Source organism: Nocardia sp. NPDC055053 (genome assembly GCF_053608285.1).
On record NZ_JBSGVD010000002.1, the window covers coordinates 272,702 to 290,722 of the forward strand.

The window sequence follows — 18,021 nt, forward strand, 5'->3', positions numbered from 1 at the left end:
GGCCGGTCAGTCCATCGTCGGGATGACGAAGGCGTTGGACTCCTTCAGACCGGCAGGCCAGCGCTGGGTCACCGTCTTGGTCTTGGTGTAGAAGCGGATCGAGTCGGGACCGTGCTGGTTGAGATCGCCGAAGCCCGAACGCTTCCAGCCGCCGAAGGTGTAGTAGGCGATCGGCACCGGGATGGGCACATTGATGCCGACCATGCCGACCTGCACGCGCGCGGCGAAATCGCGGGCGGTGTCACCGTCGCGGGTGAAGATGGCGACGCCGTTGCCGTATTCGTGCTCGTTCGCCAGACGCAGGCCCTCTTCGTAGTCCTCGGCACGGACCACGGTCACGACGGGACCGAAGATCTCCTCCTTGTAGATCCGCATGTCGGCGGTGACCTTGTCGAACAGGCTCGCGCCGACGAAATAGCCGTCCTCGGCACCCTCGACGACCAGCCCGCGGCCGTCGACAACCAGCTCGGCGCCCTCGTCGACACCGATCTGCACGTAGTTGTTCACCCGGTCCACACCGTCACGCCCGACCAGCGGACCGAAATCGGCGCCCGGATCGTCGGACCGGCCGACATTGAGCTTGTGCACCCGCTCGGTCAGCTTGGCGACCAGCCGATCGGCGGTCTCCTCCCCCACCGGCACGGCCACCGAGATCGCCATGCACCGCTCGCCCGCGGAACCGTAGCCCGCGCCGATCAGCTGGTCGGCGACATCGTCGAGGTCGGCGTCGGGCATGACGATCGCGTGGTTCTTGGCGCCGCCGAAGCACTGGGCGCGCTTGCCGTTCGCGGTCGCGGTCTCGTAGATGTACTGCGCGATCGGGGTCGAGCCGACGAAGCCGACGGCCTTGATCCGCGGGTCGTGCAGGATCGTGTCGACGGCTTCCTTACCGCCGTTGACCACGTTGAACACCCCCGGCGGCAGGCCCGCCTCGAGGAACAGCTCGGCCAGGCGCAGCGGCACCGACGGGTCGCGCTCGGACGGCTTGAGCACGAACGCGTTGCCGCACGCCAGCGCCGGACCGGCCTTCCACAGCGGGATCATGGCCGGGAAGTTGAACGGGGTGATGCCGGCGACGACGCCCAGCGGCTGCCGCATCGAGTACACGTCGATGCCGGTGCCCGCGCTCTCGGTGTACTCGCCCTTGAGCAGGTGCGGGATACCGACAGCGAACTCGATCACCTCGAGGCCGCGCTGGATGTCGCCCTTGGCGTCGGCGATGGTCTTGCCGTGCTCCGACGACAGCAGCGCCGCCAGGCTGTCGATCTCGTCGTTGACCAGGGTCAGGAACTTCATCAGCACCCTGGCCCGCTTCTGCGGGTTGAACGCCGCCCACACCGGCTGCGCCGCGGCCGCGTTGGCGATCACCGCCTCGACCTCGGCGGTACTCGCCAACGGAACCCTGGCCTGCACCTGCCCGCTGTTCGGATCGAACACCTCACCGAACGCGCCCGAAGCGCCCTTGACGTGCTGTCCGTCGATGAAGTGGGTGAGTTCGCGAACCATGCCAGTCCTTGTCGTGGGGGTCGGTGCACCCGGGGGCGCAGTTGAAAGGTGATCCAATAGTTGGATGTCCTATCAATTGATACCATGGCAGCACTATTGGCACCTTGTCAACACTTTGCCGAACTATTGACAGATTGCCAACAACTGCTCACTCTGGTGCGCAGTCCATCGACAACTGGGAGAGGAACCCCGATGAGCACCGCCGATACCGACCGCGGCACCGACGCCGAGTCGGAGCTGCAGGGCCTGGCCGAACTGGCTCGCAACTTCTTCGCGAACACCGTCGCGCCGCACCGCGAGGAGTTCGCCGCGCAGGGCTTCCCGAGCCGGGAGGTCTATCGCAAGGCCGGCGAACTCGGCCTGCTGTGCATGTCGATCCCCGAGGAGTACGGCGGTGGCGGCGGCACCTTCGCCCACGAGGCCGTGCTGTTCACCGAGCAGGTCAAGGGCGGCGATTCGGCCATGCAGCTCGGCGTGCACACCGGCATCGTGCCCCACTACATCCTGGCCTACGCCTCGGCGGAGAACAAGAAGCGCTGGCTGCCCAAGCTGGCCTCGGGCGAGTGGATCGGCGCCATCGCCATGACCGAGCCCGGCACCGGCTCCGACCTGCAGAACATCGCGACCAAGGCGGTCAAGGACGGCGACGACTACCTGATCACCGGCGCCAAGACCTTCATCTCCAACGGCCGCAACTGCGATCTGCTGATCATCGCGGTCAAGACCGATCCGACCCAGGGCGCCAAGGGCGTCTCGCTCGTCGTCGCCGAGGTTTCCGACGACACTCCCGGCTTCGAACGCGGCAGGCTGCTCAAGAAGATCGGCCAGAAGGGCCAGGACACCACCGAGCTGTTCTTCGACGGCTTGCGCGTGCCGCAGGCGAACCTGCTCGGCGCCGAGGGCGAGGGCTTCATCCAGCTCATGCAGCAGCTGCCCCAGGAGCGCCTGATCTGCGGCGTCGCGGCCGCGGCCGCGATCGAGGCGGCAGTCGACGAGACGCTGGCGTATGTCAAGCAGCGCAACGCTTTCGGCAAGCCCCTGTTCGCCATGCAGAACACCAGGTTCGAGCTGGCCGAGTGCGCGACGATCGCCGAGGTGGTGCGCACGTTCGTCGACTCCGCTGTCGACAAACACCTGCGCGGCGCACTGGACGTCAAAACCGCGGCGATGGTCAAGTATTGGACCACCGATCAGCAGTCCCAGGTGATCGACCGCTGTGTCCAGCTACACGGTGGCTATGGCTACATGGAGGAGTACCCGATCGCCCGGATGTGGGCCGACGGCCGCATCTCGCGCATCTACGCCGGCGCCAACGAGGTCATGAAGGACCTCATCGCCCGCTTCCTCTGACGTGCGACGCCCGCGCCTACTCGGTCACCTGGACTGTGTGGGCGCGGGCGAGCTCGTCCAGAAATGCCCGGACCGCACGCCGGGAACTCAAGCGGACGAAGTCGAGGTCCTGGTACGCCGGGTCGATCTGCGCGGTCTGGTAGCGAATCCGGTTCTGGGCGTGGGTTGTCCACGCCCAGAGAATCACCGACCGCTGCGGGTCGAACGAGAGCATGTCTCGCCACCGTTCCCTGTTGCCGTTCCACAATTCGCGCCTGGTCAGCGCCCGGCCCACCGTCCGTCTGACGATCTGCGCCATGACGATCGGCTTGGGCAGATCGAGCCAGACCACCGTGTCGGCCCGACGCCACACCAGGTCACCGAGCTTGCCGCGATAGTTGCCGTCGACCACCCACGCGTCCCCACCGGTCCGCTCCGAGACAGCGGCCCGGAATTCCGGCTCCGCCATCGGCGTCCAGCCCGCCTGGTGATGGATGGCGTCCAGCTCGACGTACGGGATGTCGAGCATGCGCGAAATCCGCCGGGCCAGCGTGCTCTTCCCGGAGCCCGACGTCCCTACCACCGAAATCCGCCGCGTCACAGCCACAACGACATTATCCAGGATTCGCGCCGGACGGTACCGGCACTTACTCGAAACGGAGTACGACGTTGTCGGAGACGGGGCGAGTGCGGCAGGCCAGCACGTAGCCGGACGCGGTCTCGTGGTCGGTGATCGCCAGCAGCGGATCGGGGTCCATGGCGACCGCACCGGATTCGACTGCGGCGCGGCATGTTCCGCAGGAGCCACCGAGGCAGGAGTACGGGAGGTCCTCGCGCTGTCCGAGCGCTGCGTCGAGGACGGACCGATCTCGTGGCATATCGAATTCCATGGGCCTGCCGTGTCCGGTGAGGGTGACGCGACTGGTGGTGGCGTCCGTCGCCGGTGCTGCCGAACGGATGGTGTCGGTGTCGAACAATTCGAGCAGGATCCGCGAGCGGTCCAGCCCTCGCTCGGTCAACGAGGCAACGGTGCGGATCACGAGATCCCTCGGGCCACACAGGAACCAGCGGTCAGCGTCCTCCGTGATGGTGGCCGGATCAATCCGGCCGTGCCGATAGGTCAGGCCAGAGACAGGCTCGGGCAGTGGACGGTTGCCATGTCGCGAGAGATGGTGGGTCACCTGGAGGCGCCCGGGAAAGCGGTCGGCGAGGTCACGCAGCGGGCCGTCCAGCATGATGTCGTCCAGGCCGCGGCTGCCGTAGTGCACGGTGAACGTGCTGTGCGATTCGGATTCCAGGACGGTACCGACGATGGAGACGATCGGCGTGATCCCGCTGCCCGCCGCAACCGCCGTGTAGGAGCACCGGGCCGTGGAATCCAGTCCGGGAGTGAACATCCCGGCCGGCTCGGAGACATACAGTGTGGAGCCGGCGATCCGATGGTCGAGCACATAGCTGGAGAACGCTCCCCCGTCCTGGCGTTTCACCGCGATACGCAGGCGCCCGGATCCCGCCGGGTCGCACAGCGAGTAACTGCGCCGGATCGCTTCGCCGTGGCGGGTACCGCGCACGACGATGTGCTGACCGGCGGCGTATCGGAACCGGTCGGCGAGTTCGGCCGGGACATCGAATTCGACGATCGCGCTGTCGCGCGTATCGCGGGTGACCGAGCGCACCGTCAGACGGTGGAAACCCAGCGCGGGCCCGTGGGGAAGTGGATCGAACGCTGATGTTCCGCCGGCGGGCCGCGCTATGGCCTGCCGGACCTGATCGATGCCGGCACGTCCGAGCGCGGTCGCCGTGTGTGCCAGCAGTTGTGGGCGGAGCACCGCCGTCGGCCGGTCCAGGAGTCCGGCGATGCGCGCGATCGCCCGCCCGACCCGAGCATCCCGGGCCCCGGCGGCCAGGCCGAGCCCGACCAGGGATCCCGCGCTACGCGTCAGAACCTGACCGCTCGCGTCCACATGCGGCATGGCCAGGTCGAAGAGTTTGGTGATCAGCCAGGCATCGTCGATCGCGGCGGCGGCCGCGCGGAAGTAGCGCCGGGGTAGGTCGTGATCGCCGTCTGCCAGCACCGCCCGGAGCCGCATGGCTTGCAGCGCCGACACCGTCATGCCTTGGCCGAAGGCCGGGCTGAAGCTGCAGACCGCGTCACCGAAGACCAGCAGCCCGTCGGGAAAACGCTCGAGTCGCTCGTAGCGGCGACGCTGGTTGGCGAGGTAACGGTACGTGGCGATGTCGGTGAGTGATTCGGCTTCTACCAGTGCCTGACGCACATCCGGCGGGGCGACCGAGGACGCGAACCGCCAGAAGCCATCGGAATCCGCTGGTGGGTGGTCGTTTCCGTAGCCGATCAGCGTGAGGATGTGCTTGCCGTCCTCCACCGCGAACAGCGCCAGGCCCCGTGCGGGCTGCTGGTTGGAGACGATGATCTCCTTGTCGCCGCGCACCGCACCAGCGGGCAGCCGGACGTATCGACTCGCGTACATCATGTCGATCCGCACGCCTTCCTCGGCGGGCCGGTCGTAGCCGAGATCAGCCAGCCAGTCGTTGACCGGACCGTGTCTGCCCAGACAGCTGACGATCAGATCGGCCTCGATCTCACCCACACCGGCGACCCGAACGCCACGCACCCGCTCCGCCGCACGGTCGTGGCACAGTGCCTCCACGGTGCGACCGTCGAGAAAGTCCACATTCGGCAGATCACGGACGCGTTCGCGCACTCGCCATTCCAGGAACGGACGGCTCGCCTGTAAGACCGAGTACCCGCTGTCGGATTGACGCAGTGTGTGCCCGCCCAGCGACATCCGCATCTCGCTCAGCGCGCGACACTCGACCGCCCCCTCGGCGAGCAGGTCCTGCGTCAACCCTGGGAACAGCTCCTCGAAGATCCGCGTTCCCCGCGCCAGCAGCGCGTGCACATGACTGCCCTGCGGTACTCCGCGCCGATCCCCCTGGCTCGACAGATCGTCCCGTTCGATCACGGTGACCTTCGCGAAGCTCTCGCTCAACACGCGTGCGGCCAGCAGCCCCGCCATGCTCGCGCCCAGCACCACGGCGTGCTCCCGGCTCGCGCGATCGGCACGTCCGTCTCGGTTACTCGTCACTTCGCCCTCCGACATCGTTGTCACGGCATTCGCCCCCGCGTGAGCACCTCTATCGAAGAGCACCAGCCTGAGACTCATTGCTAAATTAGTCTCAGTAGTAACCGGGGCGCAAGACGCCTCCCCACCCTGCCGGAGTACAAAGAGCCATGACCTCATCGACCCGCTCCTCGGAAGAGCTGCTGGACGCCGCCGTCAGTTTGATCGCCGAATCCGGACTCGACGGCTTGACCCTGACGACGGTGGCCGAACGCGCGGGGGTATCGCGAGCCACGGCATACCGTGAACTCGGAGACAAGAAGGCGCTCGTCTCCGCGGTGGGTCGCCACGAGATCGGGCGCATGGTCGCCGCCGCGTACAGCAAGATCGACCTGTTCGCACCGGTGGCCGATATTGCCCGCTCAGCAACTCTTTTCGCGATCGCCTACCTGCGCGAGCATGCGGCGTTCGACTACCTGCGGACACACGAACCCGCCTGGCTGCTCACGATCGCGATCACGCACGGACAGTCGGAACACAACCTGGTCGAGACCGTCGCCGCGTTCGCGGAGCCCCTCATCGCGGCCCGCGACGAGAAGTCGCTGGCCCTTCCCCCACGCCAAGCCGCCGAAGTCATCGTGCGTACCGTCCTGTCGCATGCGCTACTGCGCGACAGCAGCCTCACCGACGAACAGATCGCCGACACGGCCGCACGCGCGATCACCAGGAGGTAGTCCCGACCACCGACCGAACGAAGTCTGATACCAGTAGTTCAAATCGTCTCGCTCCCCCGGCGGCGCTACCGGTCAGCGGATACGCGTGGTGCGGGCGGGCTCTCCGCGATAGCGCGAGGCGTCGCCGTCGATGCGGCAGATCTTCCGTCGGGACCGCGATGAGGTCGCAGATGATGCGCATGGTCGGCGCGGAGAGCAGCGACAGGACGAACTTGCGCAGGCGGCCCATCATTCGGCCGTCTCGCGGCGAGCTGAGGTTGTCGGTACCGCCGTTACCGGATAGCGTTGACGATGTCAGTGCACAATTGTTCACTCAATAGTTCAGCGGGGTGGCGGCGATGAGGTTGCTGGTGTCAGCGATGGTAGACGCCTTGGTAGAGAAGACCGCAGACGATCGGCAGGCGATCGGCGAGTTCGCGCGGGAAGTGCGGGCCGCGGTGGTCGCTCGCCAGCGGAAGCTCGGGCGGGTGGCGACCGCCTCCGGCCGCGAATTGATGCGGGAAGGGCGTTCACTGGCCTTCGACATCGCCGATCTGGCGGACGCGGCCAGGAGGGCACGGGCCGACCGGCTTCGTGACGACCCGCGCCGGTCCGCCGGGCGGAAGTGGTGATCGGCACGGCATTGGCGGTACTGGTCGGACTCTGCGCGCTCGTCGCGGGCTCGCTGCTGGCCGGGTACGCCGTCGTGGTCGCCGTCTACTGGCTCGAACTGCGTCAGAATTCCGTGGCGAGCGATGGGCCCTACCTGGTGCGGCGGCGGCGCTCGCGGCGGACCAGGCACAATGGACTCGATGAAACCTTGGCAACCGGATCAGCTCACCATCGACGACGGCCCGCCCCACAACGGGGAGCGGGTCGGGATCGACGATCTCCGGGTGCTGCGCGAACAGTTCGTCGACTTCATGCTCGGCTACAAGTTCGCGATAGACGAGGTCACCACCAAGATCGATATCTTGCGTGAGGACTTCAACAACGCGCACGAGTACAACCCCATCGAACATGTGCGGTCGCGGCTGAAGTCGCCCGAGAGCGTGCTGGAGAAGGTCCGGCGCAAGAACTACGCGATGAATCTGGCCGCGATCCGGGAGAACGTGCTCGATATCGCCGGTGTCAGGGTGGTCTGCAGCTTCATCTCCGATATCGACACGATCAGGGCCATGCTGGTCGGCCAGGAGGACATCACCGTCCTGGAGGAGCGCGACTACATCACCAATCGCAAGCCGAACGGCTATCAGAGCCTGCACCTGATCGTGTCGATTCCGGTGTTCCGCTCCGATCGCACCGAACGGATCCCGGTCGAGATCCAGATCCGCACCATCGCGATGGACTTCTGGGCCAGCCTCGAGCACAAGATCTACTACAAGTACCGCGGCGAGGTTCCCCCGAATCTGCGCAGCGATCTCGCCCAGGCGGCCGAGGTGGCCACCCAGCTCGACGAGAAGATGGAAGCCCTGCATCGGCAGGTCGATCGCGGCGGCCCGCAGCCCAAGCGGGGCGCGGTCGATTCGCTCGACCTCAGCGTGCTGTACAACAGCCTCACCGCGGCCCATCCCGTCGACCTGCGGCCGGGCGATCTACCCACCTGACCAGGCCCGGAGGGACCGCGAATTCGCGAGCGCGCGGCCACCATTCGGCGACTGCCCGATCCACCACCCAGGGGTGGCGTGAATCTTGTACTGTCGCAACAGATCAGGTGCTGTCCCGTCGACGGTTCCTTCCCCGGGATGGGCACCGCTGTCACACTTGCAGAGGAGCGAGGCGCATGGCCGACGTGCACACCCCGGTGATCCGGACCGATATCCCGCATTCGGCGCGGATCTGGAACTACTGGATGGGTGGCAAGGACCACTACGAGATCGACAAGATCGCCGGCGACGCCGGCCTTGCCGTCGACCCGGACATCTCCACCATGGCCGTGCAGTCGCGGCAGTTCCTGATCAGGGCCGTCCGGTTCCTGGCGCGCGAGCGTGGCATTCGGCAGTTCCTCGACATCGGCACCGGGCTGCCGACGATGCAGAACACCCACGAGGTCGCCCAGGGCGTCACGCCCGATGCCCGCGTGGTGTACGTGGACAACGATCCGCTGGTGCTCACCCATGCGCGGGCGCTGCTGACCAGCACCACTCCCGAGGGCGTCACCACCTACATCGATGCCGATTTCCACGATCCCGAGCAGATCATCGCCGACGCGCGCAACGTCCTGAACTTCAACGAGCCGATCGCGGTGATGTTCATGGGCGTGCTCGGTCACGCCAGGACCTACGACGATCTGCTGCGAATCGTCCGGACGGTGCTCGGAGCGGTGCCGTCGGGCAGCCACCTGATCATGTGGGACGGCACCGACGACAGCCAGGCCTACGTGACGCTGTGCGAGAACTACACCGGCACCGGCGGCACACCGTACATCCCGCGGCCGCAGGCCCAGATCCGCGCCGTGTTCGACGGCTTGGAGCTGGTGGAGCCCGGCTTCACGTCCATCACCCAGTGGCAGGCGGAGGGGACCGAGGTCGGCGAGGTCCGTCCGATCTCGGCGTACGGCGCGGTCGCCCGCAAGCCCTGACCGAAGTGGTCAGCGTGGTGGCGACTGCTCGCGGTGCAGCAGCCACCACGCGACGACGAGATCGTCGGTGCGGTCGAGGTCGAGGCCGGTGAGCTCGGCGAAGCGGGTGAGCCGGTTGCGGACGGTGTTGCGGTGCAGGTACAGCGCGGCCGCGGTGTCATCGATGCGCCGATCGCAGTCGAGATAGGTTTCGACGGTTCCGAGGATCTCCCCCGCCGCACCACCATGGCGGCGCAGCGGCTCGAGGTGTTTCTCCGCGAGCAACTGCGCGACGTCCTCGGCCGCCCCGAGCAGCGGTAGCGGGCCGAGGGATCCCAGGTCGACCGATCCGCGGCGCCCATGGCGCACAGCCAGATCCAGTGCGCGCCGCGCCTGGCGGTACGAGGCCGCGGCATCGCCGAGCGGCACAGCCGATCCCAGGGCGACCACGCTGTCGTCCGGGAGTGAATCCGGGGTGCGTGGCAGCAGCGCGACCAGATGCTGGTCGACCACCGTGTCCACGACCGGCAGATCCGTCGTCGACCCCCGGGCCCGCAGGGCGGCGAGCAGGTCGGTGGTGGCGGTGGTCTCGTTCCACGCGGCGCAGGCGATCCGGTAGCGATGCTCCGGGTCGAGGCGGTGATCGCGGGCGTCGACGAGCAGCACGGCGGGCGAGAGGGTGCCGTCGACGAGGCTGCGCACGAAATCGGCGCGGCGGGCGGCCCCGGCCACGGCCCGCTCCTGCGCGACCACATGCACGGCGGTGGCGGACGCGGTCGCCCATTCCCAGGTGAGGTCCTGCATTTCGTCGATCTCGGCGGCGGGGATGTCGCGGGTCGCGGCGCGGCGGCGGATCAGTTCGAAGATCCTGCGCGCGCCGATCTGCAGGCTGTGTGCCACCAGGTCGAGGGGGATCTGCTGGTCGGCCCAGGTTCTGGCGAGAGTGGTGAGTTCGTCGAATCCCGCGTGCTGGGCCTGCTCGTCACCGAGTTGGGCGACGACGATGCGCAGCACCGCGCGGGTGTTGATCTCGATCGAGCTCGCGTCGACCTGGTCGTAGACCGGGATGTGCTCGCGGTACAGCCGGGTCAGGTCCGCCGCGATCTCGTTCAGCTCGGGGTCGACCTCCGCGATCATCACCGCGATCTGGGCCGCGATCTTGCGCCGGTGTGGTCCCAGCGGAAGGGCGGGCACCGTTCTACCGATGTGCATATGCACATCAAACTCGGTCTCCGCGCCTATTTCAATGCCGCCGACCGGCATCGATAATTGCATCTGCACACGCAGAGCGGTTCCTTCACCGAAAGCAGAAGATATGGACTTCGCCCCAAGCGCTCGCGCCACGGATCTCGTCGACCGAGTCCGCGGTTTCATCGCCGAGGAGATCGCCCCGATCGAGGCGGACTACCACCGCAGCGTCGCCGCCCTGCGTGACTCCGGCGCCGACCCATGGAATCCGCTGCCCGTGCTCACCGAGCTGCGGACGAAGGCGCGCGCGGCGGGATTGTGGAATCTGTTCCTGCCCGCGGCGCACGCGGGCGAGTACGCCGCGCGGTTCGGCACCGACGGCGGCACCGGCTTGACCAATGTCGACTACGCGCCGATCGCCGAGGAGACGGGACGCTCGTTCCTGGCGCCGTATGTCTTCAATTGCAACGCACCGGATTCCGGGAACATGGAGGTGCTGCTCCAGTTCGGAGATCCGGCCCAGCGTGCGCGGTGGCTGGAACCGCTGCTCGACGGCACCATCCGTTCGGCGTTCGGCATGACCGAACCCGACGTCGCGTCCTCCGACGCCACCAACATGGCGGCGACCGCGGTGCTCGACGGCGAGGACGTGGTGATCAACGGCCGCAAGTGGTGGACCACCGGTATCGGCCATCCCGACTGCGCGGTCATCATCTTCATGGGCCTCACCTATCCCGAGGCCGAGAAGCATCGCAGGCACACGATGGTGCTCGTCCCCGTCGACGCCCCCGGTGTGCGGATCGAGCGGATGCTGCCCGCGATGGGCCGCTACGACGAGCCGTTCGGGCACGGCGAGGTGTCGTTCACCGATGTGCGCGTGCCCGCCGGGAATATCGTGCTCGGGCCTGGTCGCGCGTTCGAGATCGCGCAGGGGCGGCTCGGTCCCGGCCGCGTCCATCACTGTATGCGGCTGATCGGGCTGGCCGAGTCGGCGCTCGCGGCGGCGTGTGCCCGCGGGGTGGAACGCACGGCGTTCGGCAGGCCGCTGGCCCGGCTGGGTGGCAATCGGGAGCGAATCGCCAAGGCGCGCATCGCGATCGACGCGGCGCGGCTGCTGGTGCTCAACGCGGCGTGGAAGCTCGACACCGTCGGCGCGTTCGGCGCGCTGAGCGAGATCAGCCAGATCAAGGCGCACGTGCCGATGATGGCGCAGGAGGTCATCGACTTCGCCATGCAGATCCACGGTGGTGCGGGCCTTTCCGATGATGTGCCGTTGTCGGCGGCGTGGACGACCGCGCGGGCGGTGCGGCTCGCCGACGGGCCCGACGAGGTGCATCTGGATGTCGTCGGCCGGCTCGAGCTCGCCAAGTACGCACGGGGGCGGTGACCATGGCCAGGGTTCTGATCACCGGTGGCGCGTCCGGTCTCGGTGCGGCACTGGCCCGGAGGTTCGCCGCGCGGGGTGACCGCGTCGTGGTCACCGATCTGGCGGAGGACGCCGTGGTCCCGGCGGGTGCGTCGTATCTCCGGCTGGATGTGACCTCCGAGGACGACTGGGTGCGGGCGCGCACCACCGTGCGGGAGAGCCTGGGCGGGCTGGACATTCTCGTCAACAACGCGGGCATCGCCGCCGGTGGGCGGATCGACCGTGTCCCCGAGGACGAGTGGGCGCGGGTCATGAACATCAATGTCCTCGGTGTCGCCGCCGGCTGCCGGACGTTCACGCCGATGTTCAAGGCGCAGCGGTCGGGTCATCTGGTCAACACGGCGTCGCTGGCCGGACTCGTGCATCCGCCCGCGATGGCGTCCTACTCGGCGGCCAAGGCCGCGGTCGTGGCGCTCAGCGAGAGCTTGCGCTACGAGCTCGCCCCGCACGGTATCGACGTCTCGGTGGTGTGCCCGTCGTTCTTCCGCACCAATCTGGCGGCCTCGCTCAGCGATGCCGATCCGCTGATGACCAAGGTCGCCCGGAGTCTGATCGACGGTGCGGCGCTGGATGCCGACGACATCGCGACGGCCGCGCTGGCCGGGATCGACGCGCGCCGCTTCCTGGTGCTCACCGATCGCGCCGGGCGCAGGGCGTTCTGGACGAAACGGCTGCTACGCCCGCTCTACGACCGGCAGCTGATGGGTATGGGCCGCCGCACCGCGGTCGCGAACGACAAGGAGATCTCCGAATGAGCACCATCATCATCACCGGCGCCAGTTCCGGGCTCGGCGCGGAGATGGCGCGCCAATTCGCCGCTCGCGGTTACGATCTCGGGCTGTGTGCCCGGCGGGTGGATCGGCTCGACGCGCTGCGCGCCGAACTCGTCGCGGCCCATCCCGGCATCGTCGTGCACACCGCGGCACTCGATGTCACCGACGACGCCGCTGTGCAGACGGTGTTCGAGAAGTTCCTGGCCGAATTCGGCACGCTCGACCGGGTTGTGGTCAACGCGGGCATCGGGCACGGCGCCGCGCTGGGCACCGGCGGACACGCGGCCAACCGGCGGACCGCCCTCACCAATTTCGTCGGAGCGCTGTCGCAGAGTGAGCACGCGCTGGCGGTGTTCCGGGCGCAGCGCCATGGGCATCTGGTGCTCATCTCCTCGTTCTCCGCGGTGCGGGGCATGCGGCGGTCGATGACCACCTATGCCGCGAGCAAGGCCGGTGTGGCCGCGCTCGCCGAGGGGTTGCGTTCGGAACGGATTCCCGGCGTGGACATCTCGCTGATCTGTCCCGGCTACATCCGGTCGGAGATGACGCAGGACCAGGCAGATCGCGCCAAGTTCATGGTCGGCACCGAGACCGGAGTCGGGGCGATGGTGCGCGCGATCGAAGCGCGGAGGGCCGTCGCGTATGTCCCGGCGTGGCCGTGGGTTCCGCTCGCGGTCGCGATGAAGGTACTGCCCCTGTCCGTCCTGAGGAAGCTGACATGACCCACTCCCCCATCGTCTCGGACGCACGGAACGTGCGCGCCGAGGACGCCTTCGACATCGCGGCCCTGACGGCGTGGCTCAGTACCGAGCTGGGCGAGGAGTCGCTCGCGGAGAACCCGCTGGTGCGCCAATTCTCCGGTGGCGCTTCGAATCTGACCTACCTGTTGCAGTACCCGGACCGCGACCTCATCCTGCGTAGACCACCCGGCGGACACCGGGCCGACGGCGCGCACGACATGGCGCGCGAGTACCGCGTGCAGACCGCCCTCGGCCCGGTGTTCGACTACGCACCGCCGACGGTGGCGCTGTGCGAGGACGACAGCGTGCTCGGTGCGCCCTTCTACCTGATGGAACGGCTCGATGGCCTCATCCCGCGCAAGGAACTCCCGCCCGGACTCGCCCTGACGAACTCGCAGGTGCGCACACTGTGCACCAATGTCCTCGACGTCCTGGTCGACCTGCACACCATCGATCCCGCTGCCGCCGGGCTGGATTGGCTGTCGAAGGGCCCCGGCTACGTCGCCCGGCAGGTCTCCGGCTGGTCCGACCGCTACCGCCGGGCTAAAACCCGCAACGTCGGATCCTTCGAAACCGTCATGACCTGGCTGGCCGCCAACCAGCCACCCGACCGCGCAGCGGTGCTGATCCACAACGACTTCCGCTTCGACAACATCGTCCTCGACCGCGCCGACCCGACCCGCCCCATCGGCCTGCTCGACTGGGAAATGGCCACCATCGGCGACCCACTGATGGACCTCGGCGGCGCCCTCGCCTACTGGGTCCAGTCCGACGACAACGCCGCCTTCACATTCTTCCGCCGCCAGCCCACCCACACCCCCGGCATGCTCACCCGCGCCGAAGTGGTCGAATACTACTGCCGCCGAACAGGAACCGGCCTCACCGATCGCGAATGGGCCTTCTACGAGGTCTTCGGCCTGTTCCGCCTCGCCGTAATCTGCCAGCAGATCTACTACCGCTACTACCACCGCCAGACAACCAACCCCGCCTTCCGCTTCTTCGGCCTCGCCGTCGTCCTCCTGGAATGGCGCTGCCGCGGCATCATCCGCAGAAACAAGGGGCTGGCACAGTAGGTGGCCCGATCGGGGAACGAGGAGGGGTCGTGCCGGACATCTACGTGGTGAGCCACGGGCACGCGGAACATACCCGACGCGAAGTCGCGACCCGGGTCGGATCATGCCTGCGTGAGCTCATGGCCGACACCGTCCACGACCATGCCGTCGTCACCCACGGATACGCGTTGACGTTCGTCATCACCAGCTGGATGCAGATCCCTTCGGAGTCGGTGCGGGTATGGCCCTGAGCGGCACCAACTAGCCGGGCCAACGAACCCGGACCGCGCTGGACAGGAGTCAACCACTGGTCGGTGGCAGAATCGTGCGATGACAGATGTCAGGAGCGTTCGCCACCAGACACTTTCGGCTTTCCTGGCTTCCCGCAGCGACTTCGAGCTCGCGGAGATCGTGGATAGGGGCAGGGCCGAGAGCGTGGGAGTGGGTGGGGGCTCGGCAGTCGTCGACATCGACGGGGTGCCGGTGTTCGCCAAGCGCGTTCCGCTGACCGATCGGGAGCTCGCCAACCGGGGCTCGACCGCGAATCTGTTCGACCTGCCGGTGTTCTGCCAATACGGGATCGGGGGTCCCGGCTTCAACGCGTGGCGTGAGCTGGCCGCGAATATCGTTGTCACCGATGGCATTCTGGCCGGTGAGACCGAGGCGTTCCCGATGCTCCACCACTGGCGGGTTCTGCCCGGCCGAGCGCCGATCGCCGACGAACACGCCGACATCGATGCGGTGGTTGCCGCTCAGGGCGGCTGCCCGGCCGTGCGCGCCCGGCTCGACGCGCTGGCCGCCGCATCGTCGAGCCTCGTGTTGTTCTGCGAGTACATTCCGCACTCGATGGCGGAGTGGCTGCGCGAGAACCCGGCGGGCAAGGCCGCCGCGGTCGCGCAGCAGTTGTCGGAGATCGTGACGTTTCTGGCCGATCGGGAGTTGCTGCACATGGACGGGCACTTCGGCAATCTGCGCAGCGACGGGGAGCGGATCTATCTCAGCGACTTCGGGCTGGCTACCTCGCCGCGGTTCGACCTGTCGACCGCCGAGCGCGACTTCGCCGAACGTCACGCCACTCATGACGCCGACTATGCCGCCATGCGGCTGGTCAACTGGCTGGTGACCGATGTCTGCGGAGTGCCGACGCCGACCAGCGGCGGTCCCGTCGCTCGCAACGAGTACGTGGTTCAGTGCGCCGCTGGTCGGATCCCGGGCGACGTGGCGCCGGATGTGGCCGCGATTCTGGCCCGGCACTCACCTGCCGCCGCGAAGATGAACGCCTTCTACTGGCAATTGTTCGGCGGTGACATCCATGCGGAATATCAGTCGGTGACGTAGCGCAGCATCACCGCGGTGTTGAAGTGCCTCGTCTCGACCAATCGGAGGCCGATGCGGTGGTCCAGTGCGGGGAGCATCGGGGTGCCGCCGCCGAGGATCACGGGACAGACGAACAGCTGGTACTCGTCGATGAGGCCGTGGGGCATCAGCGAGGCCGCGAGGCTCGCGCCGCCGACCTCGATGAGGCCATCGCCTGCGGCTTTGAGCTTGCGGACCTCCTCGACCGCGTTCTCGCTGACCAGGGTGCTGTTCCAGTGGACTTCGGTGAGTGTCCGGGAGAAGACGACCTTGGGCTTCTCCATCCAGAGCCTGCTGAACTCGCGCTCGATGGGCGACGCGGTCTCGGGCACGTGCGGCCAGTGTTCGGCCATCAGCTCGTACAGCCTGCGGCCGTGCAGCGAGACCTCGATCGCGCTGTACCTGTCGTTGTGGAACTGGTGCAGCTCCTCGTCCGGGTCGGTCCAGTCGATCTTGCCGTCGCGGTCGTTGATGTAGCCGTCCAGGGACACACCGATCCCGTAGCTCAGTCTCCTCATAACCGTGTAGACCTCCCGCGCGCTCGAAATTCATCGGTAATTGCCACAAACCCATAGACACTGATCTACTATTCTTTGTAGTAGTTCAATGCGGAGTGGGGGAACTCTATGAAGATCTTCGTCGCCGGTACCACCGGAACACACACTTTTCGTACGAGGCCGGTCGACCCGGCCGGCAGGCCGGGCTGGCTCGTCCGGGCCTACTCGGCCTTCGCCGCCCGCCGCCTGCCGAGATTCATCTCCCGCCACCTCGCGTGGAAGCTGGATCCGCTGCTCCTGCGCCTGACGCGCGGCCGCCTCGCGACGACGCTGATCTTCCCGACCGCGGTGCTGGAGACCGAGGGAGCCAGGACGAAAGCCCGGCGACGCAACGCCATCATCTATTTCACCGACGGCGAGCACTTCGTGATCGTGGCGTCCAACGCGGGCAGCGCCACCAATCCCGGTTGGTACTACAACCTTCTCGCCGATCCCGATGTCGTCTTCGGCGGGGCACCGATGCGGGCGACCGTGATCGAGGACGCGGCGGAGCGCCGACGACTCTGGACCATCGCCGACCGGGTTTTCCCTGCCTACATCCCCTACCGCCAGGAGGCGGGCCGAGCCGGCCGAACCGTCCCGATCATCCGGCTCACCCCACGCGACACGCTCTGATCGAATCAGACCGGAAGGAGCCCGGCTTCGGCGCAACCGGCGCGCAGGGTGTCGAAGCCGAACGCTTCGACCGGCCCGAGGACGCCGGCGGTCTCGGGCGGGGTGGTGGTGAGCCGGTGCGCGGCCCACGCCATGAGTTCCCCGGTGAGGGTGTAGGCGCTGGGGCCTTCGACGTGGACTTCGACGGGCGGGACGCCGTTCGCGGTGGCGACCGCGACGACATGGCTGCGGGTGCGGGCGCGCTCGGCGGCATCGGGGCCGCCGGGCGGGCCGATCATCGGGCGGGTGGCGACGTCGATGAGCTTGCGGCCGAGCGGGATTCGCGTCATAGCCGCGGTGAGGGCCGACATCGCCGCGATGGGGCGGCTGAGCGCGGGGAACCAGCCGTTGTAGACCGTGACGAAGTCGAGCGTCGGAAAGTCCATGGGCAGGAACAGCACCTCGGTGCCGGAGACGAGCGTGGCGTTCCTGCGGCGGCCATGGATATCGAAGCCGCGGAATCGGGAGCCGGTGCGTTCCTGGCCGAGCTGGTGGTCGCGCCAGCGTGGCGACGGAAGGGTGAGGCCGTCGCGCAGGGTGGTGCGGGTGCCGTGGCTGAGGCCGCGTCGCAGGGAGCCGGTGGCGAAGTAGCCGATGGCGAGGGAACGTGGGGCAGCACCCGCTCGGTGCGCGGCGAGCGTCGCGGCGAGAATGCCGGGGACATAGTCATAGCCGAAGGCGGGCAGCATCAGCGAGCCGGTCTCGCGGGCCAGGTCGTGCAGTTGACCGCGCAGCTCCAGGACGAAGCCGACCTCGCCGGTCGAATCGATGTAGTGCGCGCCGGACTCGGCGGCCGCGCGGGCGACGGTGTAGCCGAAGCGCTCGAACGGGCCGACAGTGCTGATGAGAACGTCTCCGCGCCGCACCAGGTTCGCGACGGCGGCCGGGTCGGCGACATCGGCGACGGCGTAGTCGAGACCGCCGGAACGCTCGGCGATCGCCGCCAGGGCATCGCGATTACGCCCTGCCACCACCGGTTTCAGTCCTCGGCGCAGCAGGGCGTCGAGGACGAGACCACCCGTGTAGCCGGTGGCACCGAGTAGGACGATGCGTCCGGTCATAGAAGTACTCCTTCGGGATTGTG

At 67.7% G+C, this 18,021-nt stretch carries 18 protein-coding genes; 12 read left to right on the forward strand and 6 right to left on the reverse strand.

Annotated elements, in window-relative coordinates; genetic code table 11:
• Window positions 1-6: 6 nt before the first annotated feature.
• On the reverse strand, window positions 7-1,506 hold the full coding sequence (locus ACWF82_RS03230) for a CoA-acylating methylmalonate-semialdehyde dehydrogenase (protein ID WP_452497466.1): 1,500 nt from the start codon (window positions 1,504-1,506) through the stop codon (window positions 7-9).
• Window positions 1,507-1,698: 192 nt separating this feature from the next.
• On the opposite strand from ACWF82_RS03230, the gene ACWF82_RS03235 reads away from it, so the two are divergent.
• Window positions 1,699-2,856 carry an acyl-CoA dehydrogenase family protein gene (locus ACWF82_RS03235; RefSeq protein ID WP_452497467.1) on the forward strand — a complete coding sequence of 386 codons (1,158 nt, stop codon included), beginning with the start codon at window positions 1,699-1,701 and terminating at the stop codon, window positions 2,854-2,856.
• A 16-nt stretch (window positions 2,857-2,872) separates the two neighbouring features.
• Here the strand turns inward: ACWF82_RS03235 and ACWF82_RS03240 are convergent, their stop codons facing one another.
• Both ACWF82_RS03240 and ACWF82_RS03245 read right to left on the reverse strand, forming a co-directional pair.
• Window positions 2,873-3,442, reverse strand: coding sequence for a hypothetical protein (locus ACWF82_RS03240; protein ID WP_452497469.1), 570 nt, complete (start codon window positions 3,440-3,442; stop codon window positions 2,873-2,875).
• A 40-nt stretch (window positions 3,443-3,482) separates the two neighbouring features.
• Complete coding sequence (locus tag ACWF82_RS03245; RefSeq protein WP_452497470.1) at window positions 3,483-6,098, reverse strand: FAD-dependent monooxygenase; 2,616 nt, start codon at window positions 6,096-6,098, stop codon at window positions 3,483-3,485.
• Between ACWF82_RS03245 and ACWF82_RS03250 the strand changes: the two genes are divergently transcribed.
• The 4 genes from ACWF82_RS03250 to ACWF82_RS03265 all read left to right on the forward strand — a co-directional run bounded on the left by ACWF82_RS03250 (window position 6,089) and on the right by ACWF82_RS03265 (window position 9,212).
• A complete protein-coding gene (locus ACWF82_RS03250; RefSeq protein WP_452497472.1) occupies window positions 6,089-6,652 on the forward strand; it encodes a TetR/AcrR family transcriptional regulator in 564 nt (187 codons plus the stop codon). The genes ACWF82_RS03245 and ACWF82_RS03250 overlap by 10 nt on opposite strands.
• 350 nt (window positions 6,653-7,002) lie before the next feature.
• On the forward strand, window positions 7,003-7,263 hold the full coding sequence (locus ACWF82_RS03255) for a hypothetical protein (RefSeq protein ID WP_452497473.1): 261 nt from the start codon (window positions 7,003-7,005) through the stop codon (window positions 7,261-7,263).
• A 180-nt stretch (window positions 7,264-7,443) separates the two neighbouring features.
• Window positions 7,444-8,238 carry a GTP pyrophosphokinase gene (locus tag ACWF82_RS03260; protein ID WP_452497474.1) on the forward strand — a complete coding sequence of 265 codons (795 nt, stop codon included), beginning with the start codon at window positions 7,444-7,446 and terminating at the stop codon, window positions 8,236-8,238.
• Between the two features lie 176 nt (window positions 8,239-8,414).
• The gene (locus ACWF82_RS03265) at window positions 8,415-9,212 is read left to right on the forward strand and encodes an SAM-dependent methyltransferase (RefSeq protein WP_189033866.1); all 798 of its coding nucleotides are present in this window, start codon (window positions 8,415-8,417) and stop codon (window positions 9,210-9,212) included.
• Between the two features lie 9 nt (window positions 9,213-9,221).
• Here the strand turns inward: ACWF82_RS03265 and ACWF82_RS03270 are convergent, their stop codons facing one another.
• A complete protein-coding gene (locus ACWF82_RS03270; RefSeq protein WP_452497476.1) occupies window positions 9,222-10,403 on the reverse strand; it encodes a PucR family transcriptional regulator in 1,182 nt (393 codons plus the stop codon).
• A 103-nt stretch (window positions 10,404-10,506) separates the two neighbouring features.
• Here ACWF82_RS03270 and ACWF82_RS03275 point away from each other — a divergent pair, with 103 nt between their 5' ends.
• The 6 genes from ACWF82_RS03275 (at window position 10,507) to ACWF82_RS03300 (ending at window position 15,708) form a co-directional block, all read left to right on the forward strand.
• A complete protein-coding gene (locus tag ACWF82_RS03275; protein WP_452497478.1) occupies window positions 10,507-11,766 on the forward strand; it encodes an acyl-CoA dehydrogenase family protein in 1,260 nt (419 codons plus the stop codon).
• Between the two features lie 2 nt (window positions 11,767-11,768).
• Complete coding sequence (locus tag ACWF82_RS03280; protein ID WP_452497480.1) at window positions 11,769-12,560, forward strand: SDR family NAD(P)-dependent oxidoreductase; 792 nt, start codon at window positions 11,769-11,771, stop codon at window positions 12,558-12,560.
• Window positions 12,557-13,300, forward strand: coding sequence for an SDR family oxidoreductase (locus ACWF82_RS03285; protein WP_452497481.1), 744 nt, complete (start codon window positions 12,557-12,559; stop codon window positions 13,298-13,300). The genes ACWF82_RS03280 and ACWF82_RS03285 overlap by 4 nt, the downstream gene beginning before the upstream one ends.
• Window positions 13,297-14,391: a phosphotransferase family protein gene (locus ACWF82_RS03290; protein WP_452497483.1), complete on the forward strand. Its 1,095-nt coding sequence runs from the start codon at window positions 13,297-13,299 to the stop codon at window positions 14,389-14,391. The genes ACWF82_RS03285 and ACWF82_RS03290 overlap by 4 nt, the downstream gene beginning before the upstream one ends.
• Before the next feature lie 29 nt (window positions 14,392-14,420).
• Window positions 14,421-14,621 carry a hypothetical protein gene (locus ACWF82_RS03295; RefSeq protein ID WP_452497485.1) on the forward strand — a complete coding sequence of 67 codons (201 nt, stop codon included), beginning with the start codon at window positions 14,421-14,423 and terminating at the stop codon, window positions 14,619-14,621.
• Between the two features lie 79 nt (window positions 14,622-14,700).
• Entirely contained in the window at window positions 14,701-15,708 is a 1,008-nt protein-coding gene (locus ACWF82_RS03300; protein ID WP_452497487.1) for a serine/threonine protein phosphatase, read from the forward strand.
• Here ACWF82_RS03300 and ACWF82_RS03305 read toward each other — a convergent pair.
• On the reverse strand, window positions 15,693-16,244 hold the full coding sequence (locus ACWF82_RS03305) for a dihydrofolate reductase family protein (RefSeq protein WP_452497489.1): 552 nt from the start codon (window positions 16,242-16,244) through the stop codon (window positions 15,693-15,695). The genes ACWF82_RS03300 and ACWF82_RS03305 overlap by 16 nt on opposite strands.
• Window positions 16,245-16,352: 108 nt before the next feature.
• Here ACWF82_RS03305 and ACWF82_RS03310 point away from each other — a divergent pair, with 108 nt between their 5' ends.
• Window positions 16,353-16,898, forward strand: coding sequence for a nitroreductase/quinone reductase family protein (locus ACWF82_RS03310; RefSeq protein WP_452497491.1), 546 nt, complete (start codon window positions 16,353-16,355; stop codon window positions 16,896-16,898).
• A gap of 5 nt (window positions 16,899-16,903) precedes the next feature.
• On the opposite strand, the gene ACWF82_RS03315 is transcribed toward ACWF82_RS03310, so the two are convergent.
• On the reverse strand, window positions 16,904-17,998 hold the full coding sequence (locus tag ACWF82_RS03315; protein WP_452497493.1) for a saccharopine dehydrogenase family protein: 1,095 nt from the start codon (window positions 17,996-17,998) through the stop codon (window positions 16,904-16,906).
• Between the last annotated feature and the right edge of the window lie 23 nt (window positions 17,999-18,021).